This window comes from Streptomyces sp. NPDC004134 (assembly GCF_042874195.1).
Taxonomy (GTDB): Bacteria; Actinomycetota; Actinomycetes; order Streptomycetales; family Streptomycetaceae; genus Streptomyces.
In genome coordinates, this window is record NZ_JBIAMS010000037.1 from 31,156 (window position 1) to 47,991 (window position 16,836).

General features: G+C 74.7%; 18 protein-coding genes. 6 read left to right on the forward strand and 12 right to left on the reverse strand.

The window, feature by feature from the left end; genetic code table 11:
- Entirely contained in the window at positions 1–294 is a 294-nt protein-coding gene (locus ACFYVJ_RS32740) for a hypothetical protein (protein ID WP_388899445.1), read from the forward strand.
- Between the two features lie 38 nt (positions 295–332).
- Here ACFYVJ_RS32740 and ACFYVJ_RS32745 read toward each other — a convergent pair whose 3' ends face one another.
- From ACFYVJ_RS32745 to ACFYVJ_RS32785, 9 genes are all read right to left on the reverse strand, one after another.
- Positions 333–1,187, reverse strand: coding sequence for an indole-3-glycerol-phosphate synthase (locus ACFYVJ_RS32745; protein WP_388899448.1), 855 nt, complete (start codon positions 1,185–1,187; stop codon positions 333–335).
- 13 nt (positions 1,188–1,200) lie between these two features.
- A complete protein-coding gene (locus ACFYVJ_RS32750; RefSeq protein WP_388899451.1) occupies positions 1,201–1,329 on the reverse strand; it encodes a hypothetical protein in 129 nt (42 codons plus the stop codon).
- Between the two features lie 6 nt (positions 1,330–1,335).
- A complete protein-coding gene (locus ACFYVJ_RS32755; RefSeq protein WP_388899454.1) occupies positions 1,336–2,025 on the reverse strand; it encodes a transglutaminase family protein in 690 nt (229 codons plus the stop codon).
- Between the two features lie 15 nt (positions 2,026–2,040).
- Entirely contained in the window at positions 2,041–3,192 is a 1,152-nt protein-coding gene (locus ACFYVJ_RS32760) for an acyl-CoA dehydrogenase family protein (RefSeq protein WP_388899457.1), read from the reverse strand.
- Positions 3,193–3,317: 125 nt separating this feature from the next.
- A complete protein-coding gene (locus ACFYVJ_RS32765; RefSeq protein ID WP_388899460.1) occupies positions 3,318–3,503 on the reverse strand; it encodes a hypothetical protein in 186 nt (61 codons plus the stop codon).
- 117 nt (positions 3,504–3,620) lie between these two features.
- Positions 3,621–5,093 (reverse strand): AMP-binding protein, encoded by a 1,473-nt coding sequence (locus tag ACFYVJ_RS32770; RefSeq protein WP_388899462.1) that lies wholly within the window; start codon positions 5,091–5,093, stop codon positions 3,621–3,623.
- Between the two features lie 250 nt (positions 5,094–5,343).
- On the reverse strand, positions 5,344–6,240 hold the full coding sequence (locus ACFYVJ_RS32775) for a DUF3152 domain-containing protein (protein WP_388899465.1): 897 nt from the start codon (positions 6,238–6,240) through the stop codon (positions 5,344–5,346).
- Between the two features lie 16 nt (positions 6,241–6,256).
- Positions 6,257–6,889: a superoxide dismutase family protein gene (locus ACFYVJ_RS32780; RefSeq protein ID WP_388899468.1), complete on the reverse strand. Its 633-nt coding sequence runs from the start codon at positions 6,887–6,889 to the stop codon at positions 6,257–6,259.
- Between the two features lie 133 nt (positions 6,890–7,022).
- The gene (locus ACFYVJ_RS32785) at positions 7,023–7,667 is read right to left on the reverse strand and encodes a hypothetical protein (RefSeq protein ID WP_388899471.1); all 645 of its coding nucleotides are present in this window, start codon (positions 7,665–7,667) and stop codon (positions 7,023–7,025) included.
- A gap of 602 nt (positions 7,668–8,269) precedes the next feature.
- Here ACFYVJ_RS32785 and ACFYVJ_RS32790 point away from each other — a divergent pair.
- From ACFYVJ_RS32790 to ACFYVJ_RS32800, 3 genes are all read left to right on the forward strand, one after another.
- On the forward strand, positions 8,270–9,289 hold the full coding sequence (locus tag ACFYVJ_RS32790; RefSeq protein ID WP_388899474.1) for a glycoside hydrolase family 6 protein: 1,020 nt from the start codon (positions 8,270–8,272) through the stop codon (positions 9,287–9,289).
- Between the two features lie 227 nt (positions 9,290–9,516).
- On the forward strand, positions 9,517–10,242 hold the full coding sequence (locus ACFYVJ_RS32795) for a tRNA-dependent cyclodipeptide synthase (RefSeq protein ID WP_388899477.1): 726 nt from the start codon (positions 9,517–9,519) through the stop codon (positions 10,240–10,242).
- Positions 10,229–11,257, forward strand: a complete 1,029-nt coding sequence (locus ACFYVJ_RS32800; protein WP_388899480.1) for a squalene/phytoene synthase family protein — start codon at positions 10,229–10,231, stop codon at positions 11,255–11,257. The genes ACFYVJ_RS32795 and ACFYVJ_RS32800 overlap by 14 nt, the downstream gene beginning before the upstream one ends.
- Before the next feature lie 78 nt (positions 11,258–11,335).
- Here the strand turns inward: ACFYVJ_RS32800 and ACFYVJ_RS32805 are convergent, their stop codons facing one another.
- On the reverse strand, positions 11,336–11,719 hold the full coding sequence (locus ACFYVJ_RS32805) for an SH3 domain-containing protein (protein ID WP_388899482.1): 384 nt from the start codon (positions 11,717–11,719) through the stop codon (positions 11,336–11,338).
- A gap of 276 nt (positions 11,720–11,995) precedes the next feature.
- Between ACFYVJ_RS32805 and ACFYVJ_RS32810 the strand changes: the two genes are divergently transcribed.
- Positions 11,996–12,451: an iron chaperone gene (locus ACFYVJ_RS32810; RefSeq protein WP_388899486.1), complete on the forward strand. Its 456-nt coding sequence runs from the start codon at positions 11,996–11,998 to the stop codon at positions 12,449–12,451.
- A 140-nt stretch (positions 12,452–12,591) separates the two neighbouring features.
- On the opposite strand, the gene ACFYVJ_RS32815 is transcribed toward ACFYVJ_RS32810, so the two are convergent.
- Positions 12,592–15,378 carry an ATP-binding protein gene (locus ACFYVJ_RS32815; protein WP_388899489.1) on the reverse strand — a complete coding sequence of 929 codons (2,787 nt, stop codon included), beginning with the start codon at positions 15,376–15,378 and terminating at the stop codon, positions 12,592–12,594.
- A gap of 147 nt (positions 15,379–15,525) precedes the next feature.
- Here ACFYVJ_RS32815 and ACFYVJ_RS32820 point away from each other — a divergent pair, with 147 nt between their 5' ends.
- On the forward strand, positions 15,526–15,993 hold the full coding sequence (locus tag ACFYVJ_RS32820; protein ID WP_388899492.1) for a pyridoxamine 5'-phosphate oxidase family protein: 468 nt from the start codon (positions 15,526–15,528) through the stop codon (positions 15,991–15,993).
- 367 nt (positions 15,994–16,360) lie between these two features.
- On the opposite strand, the gene ACFYVJ_RS32825 is transcribed toward ACFYVJ_RS32820, so the two are convergent.
- The gene (locus ACFYVJ_RS32825; RefSeq protein ID WP_388899495.1) at positions 16,361–16,621 is read right to left on the reverse strand and encodes a DUF6059 family protein; all 261 of its coding nucleotides are present in this window, start codon (positions 16,619–16,621) and stop codon (positions 16,361–16,363) included.
- Positions 16,622–16,836 lie beyond the last annotated feature (215 nt).

Below are 16,836 nucleotides of genomic sequence, written 5' to 3' on the forward strand. Positions count from 1 at the left end.
ATGATCGGGTGCGAGGTCGCGGCGGCGACCGGGCAGCGCGCGGCGGGGATCGTCGCCGACGGCGTGGTCAAGGTGCTGCTCGGCGCCGGATACGTCGCCGGGCACGGCTGGCTCGGCCAGCGGCTCGGTGTGCCCGGGTGGCTGCCGGCCGTCGCGGGCACGGCCCTGCTGGTCGCCGGCGCGGTGGAGTGGGTGCTGGTGCGGCGGCGGGCTGAGGGCACGTACATCCGGCTGATGATCGGCTACGACGCCGGGTGGCTGCTGGCGACGTTCGCCGGGCTGGTGATGGCGTAGCGGGGCGGTGGCGCCGGCGGTGAGGTGTGGGTCGGGTATCAGGCCGCGGCGGCGCCGGTGCTCGGTGCGCTGCTGGCGGCCGCCCGTCCCGTACGGCCGGCCGGCGCCGTCCGCACGGAGGGCTCCGCCGCCTGACGCCGCCGTCCGTCCGCGGGCGCCGGTTCCGCGCCGGGCAGCAGTGCGCGCAGGCCGCCGAACCAGGCGTCCAGGTCCTCCGCGCGCAGCAGCCCGGTGCCGATCGTCAGCCCGCGGAAGCCGGCCGCGAGCAGCCCGGCGGCCTCCTCCGGGGTGGCGATGCCGCCGGTGCTGACGGCCAGGCCCGCGCCGGCGGCCCGGACGCGCGGCAGCAGGTCGTGGCTGCGGCCCAGATCCGGCTCGTCGGCCTCGCGCGTGCGGATGTCCGTGTTGTTCACCGCCACGACGCACGCCTCGGCCCGGGTGAGCGCGGACAGCTCGGCGCCGGAGGTGATCTCGACGAACGGCGTGACCGCGTGGGCCAGGCAGGCGTCGATCAGCACCGCCATGAGCCGGTGCGGCAAGATCGTGGCGGTGAGCAGCACGGCCGCCGCGCCCGCCTCGGCGGCCTGCCTGATCTGCTTCTCCTTGGTGAAGAAGTCCTTGACGAGGACCGGCAGCGAGGTCGCCGCGGCGACCTCGTCCAGGAGCCGGGCCGTGCCGCCGAGCCACGAGCCGGTGACGACGGACAGCGCGGGCGCACCCAACTCCTCGTAGCGGCGCACCAGATCGCCGGGGGTACGGCCCTGCAGCAGGTCCTCACCGCCCGCCCTGGACTGCTTGATCTCCATGATCACCGGTAGCTCGGCCACCGCCAGGGCGTCGCCGAAGCGCTGGTCCGTCGCGTTCACGGGGGTGATGTCAGCCGGAAAGGGCATGCTGTTCCTCCTGCTAGTCCTGTCGCCGCGCCCGGTCCCGGGCGTGGCGGATGCCGCCGGCGGGTGCCGGCGTGAGGTGTCCTGCGGCGGCGCCGATGCCGCCGTGGTGCTCCGCGGTGCTGCCGCTCGCCTTGGACCACACGGGACTTCAGCCTTTCCGCGCGCGGGCGTCGGCGTGCAGCGAGCCGGTGACCAGCCGGGTGCTCGCGGGGTCCGCGAAGATGCCGGGGTGGGCGCCGCGCATGCCGTCGAGCACCCGCTCGTACGGCAGGTCGTCGAACTCGCCGTGCTCGCGGACGACTTCCATGTGCCGGGCGCCGTCCCCGTCGTACGGGTGGTGGACGCTGTCGGCCCGGCCGTCGAAGTCGAGGGGGCGCATGCCGTACAGGCGGCAGAGCAGCCGGTTGAAGACGGGGGTCGCGCGCACCCATCGGCCGTCGAGGTGGACGGTGGTGAAGGTGTGGTAGCGGAAGGTGTCCCCGCCGGCGAGCCTGCGCAGCGCGGGCGACGGCAGGTGGTTGCGCACGTCGGTGAGCACGAGCCGCGCGGGGATGCCGACCGCGCGCAGGGCGGCGGCGTACAGCACGGACTTGTGGATGCAGATGCCCTTGCCGGTACGTGCCACCTGCCCGGCGGTCGCGCCGGTGCGGGACAGGTCCGCGCCGTAGACCTCGTAGTCGATGCCGTCGCGCACCGCGTAGTAGAGGCGTACGGCCGCGTCCCTGCTGCCGAGCCCGTCCCGCGGCAGCGCGCGGCGGACGAAGTCGCGGACGCCGGGGTCGTCGGAGTTCAGGAACTCGGTGGGGGCGAGGGCGCCTTGCAGGTCTGTGGTCGTCATCGGTGTCCTCCCGCGTCAGGCGGCGCGCCCCAGTCCGAGCGTCGCGGCTATCCGGTCGTACTGGGTCCCGGTGGTGCCGGAGTGGATGGTCCCGGCGACGGCGCCGCGCAGCTCCCGGTCAAGGCCGGGCCCGGCGGCGCCGCCGTCGCCGCCGAAGACCTGCACGGCGCCGAGGGCGGAGTCGAGGGCCGCGCGGCCGGCGACGAGCTTCGCGGTCGCCAGGTCGGCGGTGACCTTGCGGCCCGCGGCGAACTTCTCGGCCGTGTCGTAGAGCCACTTCCTGGACGTCTCCAGGCCGATCTTCATGTCGACGATCCGGTGGGCGACGGCCTGGAAGCCGCCGATGGGCCGGCCGAAGTCGCCTCGCTCCCCCGCGTACTCGACACAGCGGTCGAGGCGGCGGCGCATCTCGCCTGTGCCGACGATGAAGCAGCACAGGGTCTCCCACGTCACCACGTGGTCCAGGACGAGGGATCCGGCGCCGACGCGGCCGAGGATGTGGGTCTTGGGCACCCGGCAGCCGTCGAGGAAGAGCGAGCACGGCGACGAGGACTGCAGCCCCGTCTTCTCACTTGGCTCGCCGAAGGCGAGGCCGGGCGTGTCCCGTTCCACGAGGAAGGCGGTGAGGCCGAGGGGTCCGGCGGCGGGTTCGGTCCTGGCGTACACGACGACGAGGTCGGCGACGGGCCCGTTGCCGACGAACGCCTTGGAGCCGCTGAGGCGGTAGCAGTCGCCGTCGGCGGTCGCGGTCGTCCGCATGCCGAGGGCGTCGGAGCCGCTGCCGGGTTCGGTGACGGCGTGGGCGCCGATGGCGGTTCCGGCGCTGATCCGCGGCAGGTACGTGTCCTTGAGCGCGGTGGAGCCGAAGCGCTGGAGGGCGATGCCGGTGCTCACCATGTGCGTGGTGACGGCGAAGTTCAATGCGCTGTTGGGGCAGCCGCGGCCCAGGTCCTCCAGCACGTACATGGTGGTGAGGAGGGACCGGCCGAGGCCGCCCCACTTCTCGTCGAAGGGCAGGCGCAGGAGGCCGGATTCCATGACGGCGAGCCAGGGTTCGCGCGCAAAGGCGCTTTCCCTTTCGTAGCGCGCGAAGTCCTCGCCGAACTTCCCGAACCACAGGCCGATCCCCTCTCTCAGCCTCTCGTCGTCCTTCGACCACGCGATCACTGCGGGCTCCTTTGCTCGGACTGCTGCCGGTGGTCAGCAGCGGGCGTCCTGGGAATCGGACTCGTCGCCTTCAGCGCGGGGCCGAAGACCCGGACCGCGCGAGCCCGGGTGGCGGGTGGGGGGCGCTAGGCACGAACACCGGCCACCTGCCTTGCCGTCTGGGTCCCGCGGCGGGCGCGCGGCCGCTCGACGAGCCGGACGGCGGCGGCGCGCGGCGCGTCCTCGGCGGCGTGGAACGGGTCGTTGCGGGTCAGCCAGAGCGCGCGGTGTGGGCGGCCGTCGGCGAGGGCGGGCAGCACGTCGGCGGGCACGGTCAGCCGGCCTTCGCCGTCGGGACGGCGGATGCGTCGAAGGCGTCGATCGACACGGCGGTGTCCGTGGCGTCGATGCGGGACATACGCCGTTCCTTCCTCGTACGGGATCCGCGGTCAGAGGCTGTTCGCCACGGTGCGCCGGTCGATCTTCCCGGTGGCGGTACGCGGCAGCGGCGCGTCGACGAACTCGATGCCGCTCGGGATGCCCGCCCGCGGCAGTTCCGGGGCGACGTGCTCGCGCAGCCGCAGGCTGTTGAGCATCGACCCGGCGGCGCGGTGCACGACGGCGTGCAGCCGTCTGCCGGTCCGCTCGTCCGGCAGCGCGAGGACCACGGCGTCCGCCACCTCGGGGTGGGAGCGCAGCGCGCTTTCGACGGCGGCGGTGTTGATGCAGATGTCGTGGATCTTGACGATGAAGTCGCTGCGGCCGTCGAGGGTGAGCGCTCCGTCGGGGTGGCGGGTCACGAGGTCCCCGGTGCGGTAGTACGGGCCGGGAGTCACGCCGTCGGGATGGCCGACGAACGACTTGGCGTGCTGCGCCGGGTCGATGTAGCCGCTGGTCTGGAAGGGCGAGGCGACGATCAGCTCGCCGTGCCCCGGTCCTTCGAGGACGGTGCCGTCGTCGGTGACGACGTCCGCGGCGACGCCTTCGACGGGGCGGCCGATCGGCACGGCTCCGTAGCGGCGGAGGTCGACGGCGGGGTCCATCTCGTGGACGAAGGTGTCGTTGGTCTCCGTACAGCCGTAGACGTTGTGCATACGTGCCCGGGGGAAGAGGCCGGGCAGCGCGGCGAGGCCGGCGGGGGACAGCGAATCGCCGGTGACGAGGACTTCGGCGACCGAGGGGAACTCGTCGCCGCCGGAGTGCCCTTCGGCCGCCGCGAGGAGCTGGAAGAGCATCGGCACGCCCTGCACCACGTGCACCGGGCACTGCCGCAGCAGCGTGCGCAGGTGGCCGGGCTGGGCGGCGCGGTCCTGCGCCACCAGGGCGACCTGGCCGCCGTGGGACAGGGTGGTCCAGACGTCGAAGAGGCTGAGGTCGAAGTTGAGCGGCGCGTAGCTCAGTACGCACGTGCCGGCGCGGATCCGGAACGTCGCCGCGGCCCACTCCACGAAGGCGCCGATCGCCGCGGCGGGCAGGGGCACCGCCTTGGGGAAACTCGCGGATCCGGAGGTCGTGAGGATCAGCGCGGTGCCCTCGGGCACCCGGCTCTCGGCGGGCTTCCCGGCGACGGCCGGTCCCGCGGTGCCGGCGGTGAGGGCGCGCGGGTCGGGGAGTACGAGGGCGCCGGTTTCGCCGAGGAGTCCGTCCAGCGGCTTGCCCGTCACGTCGGCGGAGGGCACCAGCACCGGCCTGGCGGTGTGCATGCAGGCGAGGAGGACGGCGATGCTCTCCGGCGACTTCGCGGCGACGACGGCGACGGGGTGTCCCTCCGGGATGCGGAGCGCGGCGATGCTCTTCTCCGCGGTGCGGGCCATCGCCAGCAGGTCCCGGTACGACACCGGGCGGCCCTGCCAGAACAGTGCGGGGTTCTCCGGGTGCCGACGCGCGACCGTCGCTATTCGTTCCGCCAGCGGGAGAGCCATGCGGGACTCCTCCACATTCCTGTTCGGCGGGCCTTCCGCCGCACCCAGGATGGGAACAGATGGCCCTTTGCCGCATCTCGGACAACGCCCTCCGGACTGCCCTCCAGGACGCCTTCAGCCGCCGCGCCGAGTCCGCTGATCAGCCACGTTTCCGTAAGTCCGGTCGCGGCGGCCGGGGGTCGGGGGAGGCCCGGGGCGCACGCGGTGGTGAGCCGAACGGGTGAGCGGGATGCCTCGGTTCCGGGCCGGGTCAGCCCCGGTCCGGGTACGGCCAGGGGTTGGTCTCGCACCGCGCGCCGTCCGTGGTGAGGGACAGCGTCTGCTGCATCATCACGGGCGCGCGCTCCCCGTCCCGTTCGCAGTAGGCGTGCAGGTGCCCCAGCCGGTGGCCCACCTCGTGGTTGATCAGCATCTGGCGGTAGCCGAACATGTCGTCGCCGTAGGTCGTCGAGCCCTGGGCCCAGCGGAAGGCGTTGATGAGGACGCGCTCGGTCAGGCCGGAGTCGCACGAGACGTTGTCGACGGTGGTGTCGAAGCCCGACATGGCACACCACTCCCCCGTCGTCCCGGGGCTGGCGAGGGTGACGGCGAAGTCGGCGGGGCCGGTCGAGACGCGCTCGAAGGTCCGCCGGCCGTCCTCGCCCCAGCTCCGCGCGTCGTTGAGGGTTTCCTGTACGGCCCGCGCGAACATCCTGCCGTCCAGGGGTACGTCGTCCTCGACGTCGACGCGGTAGCGCACCACCTGGCCCGATCCCGGGGCGCGGTCATGGCCGGGGACGGTCTCGAAGGTGCCGGGGCCGGCGAGCCCGGCGGGGACCGGGTACGACTCGCTCATCCGGCGCCGGTACAGCAGGTCGCCGAGGGCGGGCATGTCCGCCGAGCCGCCGGCGGCGAAGCCGGAGCTGTGCGGCAGCCCGGTGACCGGCGCACGGTACGGCACCCGGAAGCCCGACGTGCGCTGCTGCACCTGGAGGGGCGGGGGTTTGGCGTCCTCGACGACGACCTGCGGCACGTGGGAGCGCAGGGCGTCGGGGACGAGGCTCGGGGGGAGCGCGAAGAGCCAGACCGCCAGCCCGGCGGCGCCGAGGAGTGCGAGTGCCACCGCGCCCGCCGCGAGGCGCGTCGACGTACGCGTACGACCGGCCACTCCAGCCCCTCCCCCGCTACTCGAACGGGACCGACAGGCAGGCCAGCCGCGTGCCCGCCATGCCGGCCTCGCCCGGGTGCGTCATCGTCGCGTGCTCGTGGATGACGACGGAGCGGGCTTCGCCCGCCCGGAACCGCCAGTCCTGGTGCGCCGTGGCTTCGGCGTTGCCCCGGAGGTCGGTGGTGAAGTCGAGCCACACCTCGTTCTCGGGGTTGGCGTACGCGGGGTCGGCGGACGGCTGCACGGGGTCCGGCTCGTTCTGGTAGTGCGGCCCTGCCTGGTCGGGGCTGCTGCCGCAGGGCCGGGTGTGGACGTGCGCGCCGTACGTGCGGTCGGGAATCAGGCCGGTCAGCGCCAGCCGGAGGTGGGTCGTGCCGCGCCGGGCCACCTCGACCACGCCGATGCCGGCTCCCGCGGGCACCAGCGCCGGGTCGTACGTGAGCCCGTCGCCCGGCTCGGCGTCCTCCGGCGGCAGGAAGTACGCCTCGCGGGCGACGGCATCGGGGCCTTCGCCCTCCGCGGCCGACGCCGGCGCGGGTCCCGCCGCCCCGGACACCAGCAGCGCCACCGCCGCGGGCACCGCGGCCAGCGCCGCCGCCCGGCCCCGGTTCCGCCGCACCGCCTTAGCCGCCCTCACCACCGCCTGCATCGCCACCACTCCTCGCCGCCGCTCCACGCGCCTGCACGTACGCCTCCACCCTGGCGGCGCCGGGGGTGGCAGTCGTGTCGTACGCGCGTGGCGTCCGGGTGACGCGGCGGGCGGCGGGGCGCCGGGGGCGCGCCTACTTGCCGTGGTGCGGGCCGCCGGAGCCGCTGCGGCTCCAGGTCTGGCAGCCCGTGCTCCGGACGAACTCGCCCTCGTGGACGGTGATCCGGGTCGGCCCCGAGGCGGAGCCGCTGATGATCGGGATCAGCTCGCCGCGGTTATCGGCCAGCCGTGCCCACCGGCAGCCGCCGGGTTCGCCGTCGGAGCCCTGGGTCACGTACGTGCCGGGGGCGATGGCGGCGCCGACGAAGACCGTGCCGTTGTCGAACGAGGTGGCGAGCCGGTGTCCATCGCCGCCGGAGCGGCGCGGCTGGTGGTGCTCGCCGCCGGAGGGCGCGGGCGGCTGCTCGCCGTGCTTCGCCGAATCCTCCGCCCCGCTGCGGGGTTCGGCGGCCTCCTCCTGGCCGGACTGCGCCCCGGCCCCCTCCTCGGTCTCCTTCCCCGCCGCTTCCCCGGACCGGTCCTCGGGCTCGGCGGCCTCGGCCGCGGTGTCCCGTACGGCCGACTTGGCGTCGCTGACCGGTTCGGTTCCGCCGGTGGTCAGCATGGCGGCCACCACCCCCGTCACCACCATGAGGGCGCACGCGGCACCGATCGCCAAGCGGTTGCCCAGGAACCGCTGCACCAGCGGCAGATCAAGGTATTTCGTCAGTCTCTTCATGGCCCCATCGCTCGCATGCGCATAGTGGATGATTAGCTACATAACCTACTTTTCGCATGCGGGAACCGGGCCCTTGTCCGGCCGCGCCACGGCGCGCGTCACCGCATTGGCGCAGAGAACTCCGTGCGGCACCCACCGGTTGTCGGCGCTCTCTGCCCACGGAGGGGGTCAAGCCCGGCGGGTACCGCACGGAGGCTTCACCCCGGCTCGACGGGCGCGGCGTCGGCCGCGGCGAGTATGCGGGGCATGGCCGGGTCCTCCAGTGGCGATGCCGGGCGCGGTATCCGGGCGCGGCGGAAGGGGACTTGCTGCTGATTCGAGGAAAGCGGTGAATGCGGCGGGGTGCATATCCATGCCGCGCCGGTACGGGCCGCGGCCGCCGCGCGTCGCCATGTCTGCGCAGCTCAGGGCCGATGCGGGCGCCGTCGTACGGGTTTGGCGGACGTGCCCCGTCCGGGTGAACCGGGCGCGGGCGGCGGCCGGTGAAGGCGCTCGTCCGGTCGGGTGCCCGGGTACGGACGGGATTCGGGGTTGCGGCGCGGGAGCGATTGCTCGTGCCATGATCACGACCGTTTCTCGGCGCCTATTTCGCGGGGGAAGAGATGTCAGCGCGGATCCGTACGCTCGTGTGCGTCGTGCTTCTCGTGGTCGCTCTCGGCTGCCCGCCCCCGGCCGGTGCCCGGGATGCCGCGGGCGGGCGGGTGGAGCCGGCGGCGGCCGCGCCGCCGCTCTGGGTCGACCCCGACTCCGCCGCCGCCAGGCAGGTGCGGGAGTGGCGGCGGCAGGGGCGCGGCGGGGACGCGGAGTTGCTCGAGCAGATCGCGGAGCGCCCCGTGGCCAGGTGGCCGAGGTGGGACGATCCCCGCCCCGACGTGGAGCGGGCGGTCGAGAGCGCGGCGGCGGCGGGGCGCCGGGCGGTGCTCGTCGCGTACAACATCCCGCACCGTGACTGCGGCCTGCACTCCGCGGGCGGCGCGGCGGACGGCGCGGCGTACCGCGCCTGGATCGGCGCCTTCGCGGACGCGATCGGGGACGGCCCGGCGCTGGTGGTCCTGGAGCCCGACGCCGTCGCGCACATGGTGGCGGGCTGCACACCGCCGGAGTACCACCCGGAGCGCCTGGAGCTGCTGTCCGACGCCGTCACGCGGCTGAAGCAGCACCCGGGGGTCGAGGTATACCTCGACGCGGGCCACTCCAACTGGATCGCCAACGTGGCCGACGTGGCCCGGTCGTTGCGCTCCGCCGGCGTCGGCCGGGCCGACGGCTTCGCGCTGAACGTCTCCAACTTCCAGACCACCGAGTCGGAGATCGGCTACGGCCGCCGGCTGTCCGAACTCCTCGGCGGCGCCCGCTTCGTCATCGACACCAGCCGCAACGGCAACGGCCCGCTGCGCGGCGGCGCGGACGAGGCGTGGTGCAACCCGCCGGGACGCGCGCTGGGCCACCCGCCGACGACGCGGACGGGCGTCGAGGGCGTCGCCGCGTACCTGTGGATCAAGCGGCCCGGGGACTCCGACGGCACCTGCCGCGGCGGCCCGCCGGCCGGCCGCTGGTGGCCGCAGTACGCCCTGGGGCTGGCCCGCGCCACGGCGGCGAACGACGGCGGGATGCCCGGCGGCTGAGCCGCGGCGTCCCGCGCCCTGGATCCCGGCGGCGCAGTCGGGGGCGCGGGCGTACCGCAGGGGCGCTTTAGCGCACACGCTTTCACTTTCAGTGTCCGTGCAAACGCTATGGGTAATCAACGGGCGATCCAGTGGTGCCCCCATCGTCCGGATCGGTTCGCCGTCCCTCGTATCCCGCCCCGGGCTCCGCCCCCGTCACCGGCGGGAACCTCTCGGAGGTGTCCCTGGTGGAATTCACCGACACGCCCCTGACACCGAACTGCGCCCGGGTGTTCGACTCCGGCGTGCACGTCGTCGTCGGAGTCAGCCTGGGCAACAGCTACTTCAACGGCGATGTGCTGCGCGGGCTGCTGCGATGGCTGCACGCGCGCTTCGAGACGATCGACGTCGTCGTCCCCGACTCCTCCTACCACGACAACCTGCTGGTCGCGGGGCACCCGGCGGCGTACGCGAAGCGCAAGACCACCCGGGAGACCGCCACCGCGCGCAGCCGGATCCTGCGGTCGTGGCAGCAGGCGGGGATCGGAATGCCGGGCGCCGAGCACCTGCACCTGCTGTCGGGCCTCGGCGGCGACGCGGTCTACCGGAGCCTGCGCGCGCAGGTGGTGCGGGGGCTCGCGGAGGACGCCGAACTGCGGCGCTGCTGCCTGGAGATGAGCGCGTCCGCGCTGCGCTCGCAGTTACGGGGCGCGGAGCCCTCACCGGGCCAGGTCGAGGCGGGCCTGGGGTACTTGGAGGCCGAGCTGCCGTTCTTCCTGGGCTCCGCGGACGTGTTCGGCGTCACCTCGTCGGTGTGCTTCTACCACCGGCCCATTCCGGCGGCGGAGTTGCTCTTCTCCGGCGGCGGGAGCCTGCGCCCGCCGCCTTCGCAGGGGTACGCGCTGATCCGCCCGGCGCACGAGGCGGCCGGCCCGGTGCCGGCGGAAGGAGAGGTGCAGGGTGTTCGCCCATGAACTGAGCGCCGCCGGGCTGCGCGGCGCGGAGGCGGAGGCCGCATACACCGCCTGCGGCCGGTACTTGAGGCGCCGCAACTCCGCGGCGTTTCCCATCGCGCGCTTCCTGCTGCCGCCCGGCAAGCGCCCGTACTACGACGCGATGCTCGCGTTCTGCGGGTACGCGGACGACGTCCTCGACACCACCGAGCAGGGCATGCACGAGCGCGCCGAGCGGTTCGACGCCCTACGGCACGAGGCGCTGCGCCGGATCGACCGGGGCACCGCCGCGACCGCGGGCACCGGTGCCGGGCCCGTGACCGCGGAGGCCGTGCTGATCTGCCGGGCGCTGGCCCACACGGTGCGCACCTGGGACATGGATCCGGAGGGGATCCGGCGCTTCCTGCGCACGCTGCGGACGGACCTGGACACCAGCTCGTACGCGACGTTCGAGGATCTGGAGCTGTACATGCGCTCCGTCAGCGGGGACATGAGCATCTGGGTGAACACGCTGCTGGAGCCGGTCGACGACGAGGCCACGGTGAAGGCCATCGCCCTGGGCTACGGCGTCTACATGCTCGACTTCCTCGACGACATCGCCGAGGACGCCGCCCTGGGCCGCGTCTACCTCCCCCTCGCCGACCTCGAACGCCACGGGCTCAGCCGCCACGACCTCACCACCGCGGCCGCCCGGCAGCGGATGACCCCGTCGCTGAAGGAGGCGGTCCGGTTCGAGGCCGAGCGGGTCCGGCGCTTCTTCCGGCTCGCGGACGGCTGGCACCGCCACGTCCACCCGTCGGGGCAGGAACTGCCGCGGCAGTACCTGGAGCTGGGCCGTACGGTGCTGGCCGAGCTGATCCGCGACGACTACGACATCTTCCAGCGCCGCCGCAGCACCCGTCTGCTGTGCACGGCGCGCGCCGGCGGCACCACCGCGCGCTCGTACCTGCGCACCCTCCGGCACCGCCGCGTGCACCCCCACCGCGTCCCGGGCATCCCCGCACAGCGCGCGGACGGGGAGGCCAAGGACGGCTAGGGTCCGTCCGGCCACCCACGCGAACGCCCGGCCGGTGGGACCGGCCGGGCGTGGCGGCGGGGGTGAGCCGCGGCGGGGTCACCGCCGGCAGAAGGGAATCTGGTCCAGGTTCCGCACGTAGCGGGCGGACATGTAGCCGTGACCGCCGCTCACGGGCACGCGGTACCACCTGTCGTTGCCCAGCACGTTCTGGCCGATGACCTTGCACTGGATACGGACGATCGTCCCGGAGTCCGCCCACCCGAGGATGTCGCTGCGCGTCGTCGGCTTGGCCCGCTTGTAGACCACGCTGTTGCCGAGCACCTTGCCCCGGTACGGGTAGGGGTTGGCCTGCGCGGCGGGCGCGGCCTGCGCCTTCTGCCCTTCGGAGTCGGCTGCGGCGAGCGACGGCGTCGTGGCGAGCGCGCCCAGGGTCAGCGCGGCGGTGGCCACCAGGGTGGCGGCGGCCTTGCGGATCGACATCGGGGATCTCCTTTCGCGGTGCTCACGCACCAGAGCGGGGAGGAACGTGAGAACCGTAGGAGAAGCCGGTCGCGGCACCGCCCTATTGCGGGCAGACACACCCAACTGCCCCCCGTCCAGCCCAATCCAGGCGGGACCGTGGGCCACGGGTGCGTACGTCCGTGACGGAATCCGTGGTCGGCACGGAGGCGTTCCGCGGCTCCCCGGGGCGAGGCTGTGCGTATGGCGAGCGGCCCGGTGCAGGACCGGGGCGGAGCCGGGAACACGGGAGTGATCATGGGCAAGAGCGAGACCGGCGGCGCGTACGAGGGGTTCTCGGCCGACGAGCGGGCCGCGATGAAGGAGTACGCCCAGGAGCAGAAGAAGGCGGCGCGCCGCGGTTCGAAGGCGGACAAGGCGGCGGAGGCGGTGCGGGACGTGCTCGCGAAGATCGCGGAGATGGACGACTCGGACCGGGTGATGGCGGAGCGCATCCACGCGGTCGTCACGGCGACGGCGCCGGAGCTGGCGCCGAAGACCTGGTACGGCATGCCGGCGTACGCGCGGGACGGCAAGGTCGTCTGCTTCTTCCAGAGCGCGGGGAAGTTCAACGCGCGCTACGCGACGCTGGGGTTCAGCGATCTGGCGAACCTGGACGAGGGCACGATGTGGGCGGCGGGCTTCGCGCTGACCGAGGTGACGGACGAGGTGGAGGCGCGAATCACGGCGCTGGTGAAGCAGGCGGTCAGCTAGCGGGGCGCGGGTGCCGCGACGGCGGCGGTGCGGCGGCCCTCGGTGCGGGATTCGTCTGCCGGCGCCGTCCGGTGCGGGGTCGTTCGGTCCGGGGTTCCCTCTCCGGCGCCGGTCGTTCCGGCGCCCCGCGGGGCGGTGTCCTACGGTACGAGGCCGAGCCCGGTCAGCGCCGCCTCGCCCGTCGCGGTGTGGTCGCCGCCGGCGAGCAGCAGCGTACGGGCCGCCTGGTACGGGCTCCCCGCCGCCGCGAACGCCCCCGCGAGCGCCGGCAGCCGCGGCAGGTCGCCGTCGAGCAGCGCCTCGGCGCGGTCGACCTGGGCGGCGGCCACCGGGTTGCCGGAGACGACGGCGCGGGCCGCGGAGATCCGCTCGCGGGCGGCCGGGTGGCCGGTGAGCACCGCCGCCTCCGCGCGCAGCGCCACGTACCAGTGCAGCCAGATCCAGCACACCCACTTCCACACCTCCTCCGGCTCGGGCGCGACCCGCTCCAGCGCGGCCTGCGCGTCGCCGCGGTGGAGCAGGACGGTGGCGTCGAACACCGCGCCGTAGCCGTGCCGGTGGTCCGTCGTGGTGTCCGCGCGGGCCGCGAGGTCGAGCCAGGTGGCGCGGGCGGTGTCGTCGCCGCGCAGCCCGTGGACCATGGCGACCGACGCGGCTCCGGCGGCGAGGGAGAGCGACTGCTGCCCGCCGCCGTGCTCGAACGAGTCGCGGAAGCGGACGGCGTAGGCGAGGGCTTCGTCGGCGCGGCCGGCGAAGGCGTCGGCGACGAGCAGCCAGGAGGTGGCGTGGTGGCCGGCTTCCGCGAGCAGCGGGTGGTCGGCGAGTTCCCTGCCCCACTCGCGGGCGCGCTCCAGTTCGCCGGCGCCGACCGCGGTGCCGGCGGCCATGGCGAGGGCGTCCATCCGCTCGTGGGTGGCGGCGGGGGTGGGCGGCAGGGGCGCCAGCGCCTCGGTCCTGCGGCGGGTGGCGGCGGCGGTGGCGAAGGCGTCGCCGGCCCAGCTCAGGGCGCCGGACAGGGCGTCGAGGGCGGCTGATTCCGCCACCGGGTCGGCCGCGCGGCGGGCCAGGTCGACGGCCCGTTCGACGCGCCCGATCGTCTCGGCCACGGCGTTGTCCACGTCGCCCTGCACCGCGCCGTACGCGTCGCTGACCACCGCCGCCTCGGCCAGCGCGACAGCCGCGCCCGCGCGGGGGTCGGCGCCGGCCAGCTCGCGGGCGCGGGCGAGCATCGCCGTGACCTCGGCGACGGCGGGGAGTCGGGTGAAGGAGGTCGAGAAGCGGTACGCGGCGGTGGCGGCCTCGGCGAGGTCCCGGCCGGCGCCCGCGGGGTCGCCCGCGCGCTCGGCGGCCGCGGCGGCGGCGCGGTGCAGGCGGTACACGTCGTCGCCGAGCCGCCGGCAGCCCGCCACCGCCGCGGCGTGCCGCAGCGCGACCGCGGCGCCCGCGTCGTCGGCGAGGGCGGCGGCCTGCTCGTACCGCTGCTGGGCCTCGCCGAGCAGGGTGCGGGTGAACGCGAGTCCGGCCAGCGACAGGGCGAGCCGGTGAGCCTCGGCGTGTAGCTCCGGCCGGGTGGCGGCCCAGCCCAGCGCGACCCGCAGGTCCTCGGCGAGGTCGTCGAACCGGGCGCGCCAGTCCGGGCCGCCGGCGCCGGTCAGGGCGTCGGCGGCGGCGGTGCACCAGCCGAGGTGGCGGGTGCGTACGGCGGTCTCCTCGCCTGCGGCGCCGAGGTGCTCGGCGCCGTACTGGCGGATGGTCTCCAGGGCCCGGTAGCGGGTGCCCGTCGCGGACGGGGCAACGGCGAGGAGGCTCTGCTCGGCGAGCCGGGCGAGCCCGTCGGCGACGGCGGCGGTGTCCTGCGGGCCGTCACCGGCGACCTCGGCGGCCGCCGCGGCGGTGAAGGGGGCGACGAACACCGACACCCGGCGCAGCAGCACCTGGTCCTCCGGCTCCAGCAGGTCGTGGCTCCAGTCGAGGACCGCGCGCACCGAGCGGTGGCGGTCGTCGGCACGGGCGCCGCCGGTGAGGATCCGGAGCTGGTCGCCGAGGCCGGCGGTCAGGCCGTCGAGCCCGAGCGTGGCCCAGCGGGCGGCGGCCAGCTCGATGGCCAGCGCCATGCCGTCGAGCCGCTCGCAGACGGCCGCGACGCCCTCACCGGTGCCCGGTCCTGGCGGCCAGCCGACCGCGGCGGCGCGGTCCATGAACAGGGCCACGGCGTCGGATTCGTCGCCGCCGTCGCGGGAGAGCGGGGGCACCGGGAAGGCGCGTTCGAAGGGGACCAGGAGGCGGGCCCTGCTGGTGGCGAGCACCCGCAGCCTGGGGCAGGCGGCGAGCAGCCGTTCCAGGAACGGGGCGACTCCTTCGCGTACGTGCTCGCAGTTGTCCAGGACGAGCAGTGCGTCGTGGTCCGCGAGCGCGGCGAGTACGGCGTCGTCCACGTCGCGTCCCGGCTGCTCGCCGACGCCGACGGCGGCGGCGACCGCTGCGCCCACCCGCGCCGGTTCCGTGACCGGGACCAGGTCGGCGAACCACACGCCGTCGGCGAACTCGCCGGCCAGGTCGCCGGCCGCGGCGAGCGCGAGTCGGGTCTTGCCGACGCCCCCGGGGCCGACGGCGGTGACCTGCCGCCCGGCCCGTACCGCGGCGGCCAGCTCGGCGCGCTCCGCCGCGCGGCCGACGAACGCGGTCAGCGGCGCGGGCAGGGCGGGCGCGTCCTTCCCGGGGCGGGCCTCGGCGGCGGTGGAGGCGGCGGCGTGCCGGGCGAGGGCGCGCCGGTCGGGCAGGTGCAGCTTGCGCAGGAGGGAGGAGACGTGCGATTCGACGGTGCGTACGGAGATGAAGAGGCGGCCGGCGATCTCGGCGTTGCTCAGGTGCTCGCCGAGGAGCGCGAGCACTTCGGCTTCGCGGGCGGAGATCGACGGGGTGGACACGATCTCATTATCCGCGGTGTTCTCCGTGGTCAGCACGGAGGCGGCGCGGGGGTGGGCGCGGCGAGGCTGAGGTGGCGGCGATCGGGCCCGGTGCGGTTTGCGCCGGGGCGGATCGCGTACGAGCCTCACGACGACCAGGAGCGAGTGATGACCGCAGCCCCGCACCCCGCCGAGCCCCGCACCCGCGCGCTGCGCCGCCGGGACACCGAGCAGCGGCTGGCCCATGACGTCGACGTCTGGGTGGCGAGCGCGGCGCCGGACGGCGTGCCGTATCTCGTACCGCTGTCGTTCTCCTGGGACGGCGAGGCGCTGTGGGTGGCGACGCCGGCGGAGAGCCCGACCGGCAGGAACCTGGCCGCTACCGGGGCCGCGCGGCTGGCGCTGGGGCCGACGCGGGACGTGACGGTGATCGACGGCGAGGTCGAGGTCTTCGAGCTGGACGCGCTGTCACGGGAGCACGGGGACCGCTTCGCGGCGCGCTCGGGCTTCGACCCGCGGGGGCTGGCCGCCCGGTACCGCTGGTTCCGGATCGCTCCGCGGCGGATCCAGGCGTGGCGCGAGGTGAACGAGCTGCCGGGGCGGGAGCTGATGCGCGGAGGCCGCTGGCTGGACTGACGCCGCACCCTGCTGTGTCGCGCTTCACACCGTCCCGGGCGGGGGCACGGAACAACCGGAGGTCCCCTCCCGTTGAAGACGGTGTGGGTACGGAGGGAACAGTGTCCCCGGGCCTCACCTCTCGCCTGTGGGGAAGATCGTTCGGCTGAAGCCCCATGGAGCCTTTCGCCGCGAGGCGACCGCCCTCCGTATCCGCCTCAGACCGCCCCGGTCGGATCCCCCCTCCGACCGGGGCTTCCCCATGCCCCGCCGCGCACGGCGACTCCTTCGCCTTCGTACGGGGTGCCCGCGGGCCGGTGCGCTCGTCGTGTCGCACGGCGGTTCCCTCGAACCTGCGCCCCCGTCAGCCACCGACCCCGCCGGGTTGCTACGCGCCCGGGCTCTTGTCCTCGCCGATCGTGTCGGGGAGGGATATGTCGTCCAACTGGCGGCGCAGGGCTTCCTCTTGCACCGTGAACGGGAGGTCGGGGCGCAGGCGTTCGGGGTGGCCGGGGGCGGGGCCCGGCGGGGGTGCCGGTGGGGGCGCGGGCGGGACGGGGGGCGGGGAGGGGATGAAGAACCAGACCCGGCCGAGCGACGTCAAGGCTTCCTGCAGCGCGCGCAGCAGCCAGGCAAGGGCAGCAACCATCCGGGAAGACTGTTGCGCGGCGCCAAAGTCCCGCCAAAATCTCGCTGCGCCACCCCCCTACGGACCGGCCGCGGCGCCACGATGGGACCCGCGGGCGCACCTCGGGGGCTCACGCGCCGTCCGGTACGCCCGCCTTCGCTCCCGTAAGTCGGGAGCGACGCTCGCGAGCCGATGCGATTGTCCCAGGGGATGTATACTCCGCAGCACCGCAACAT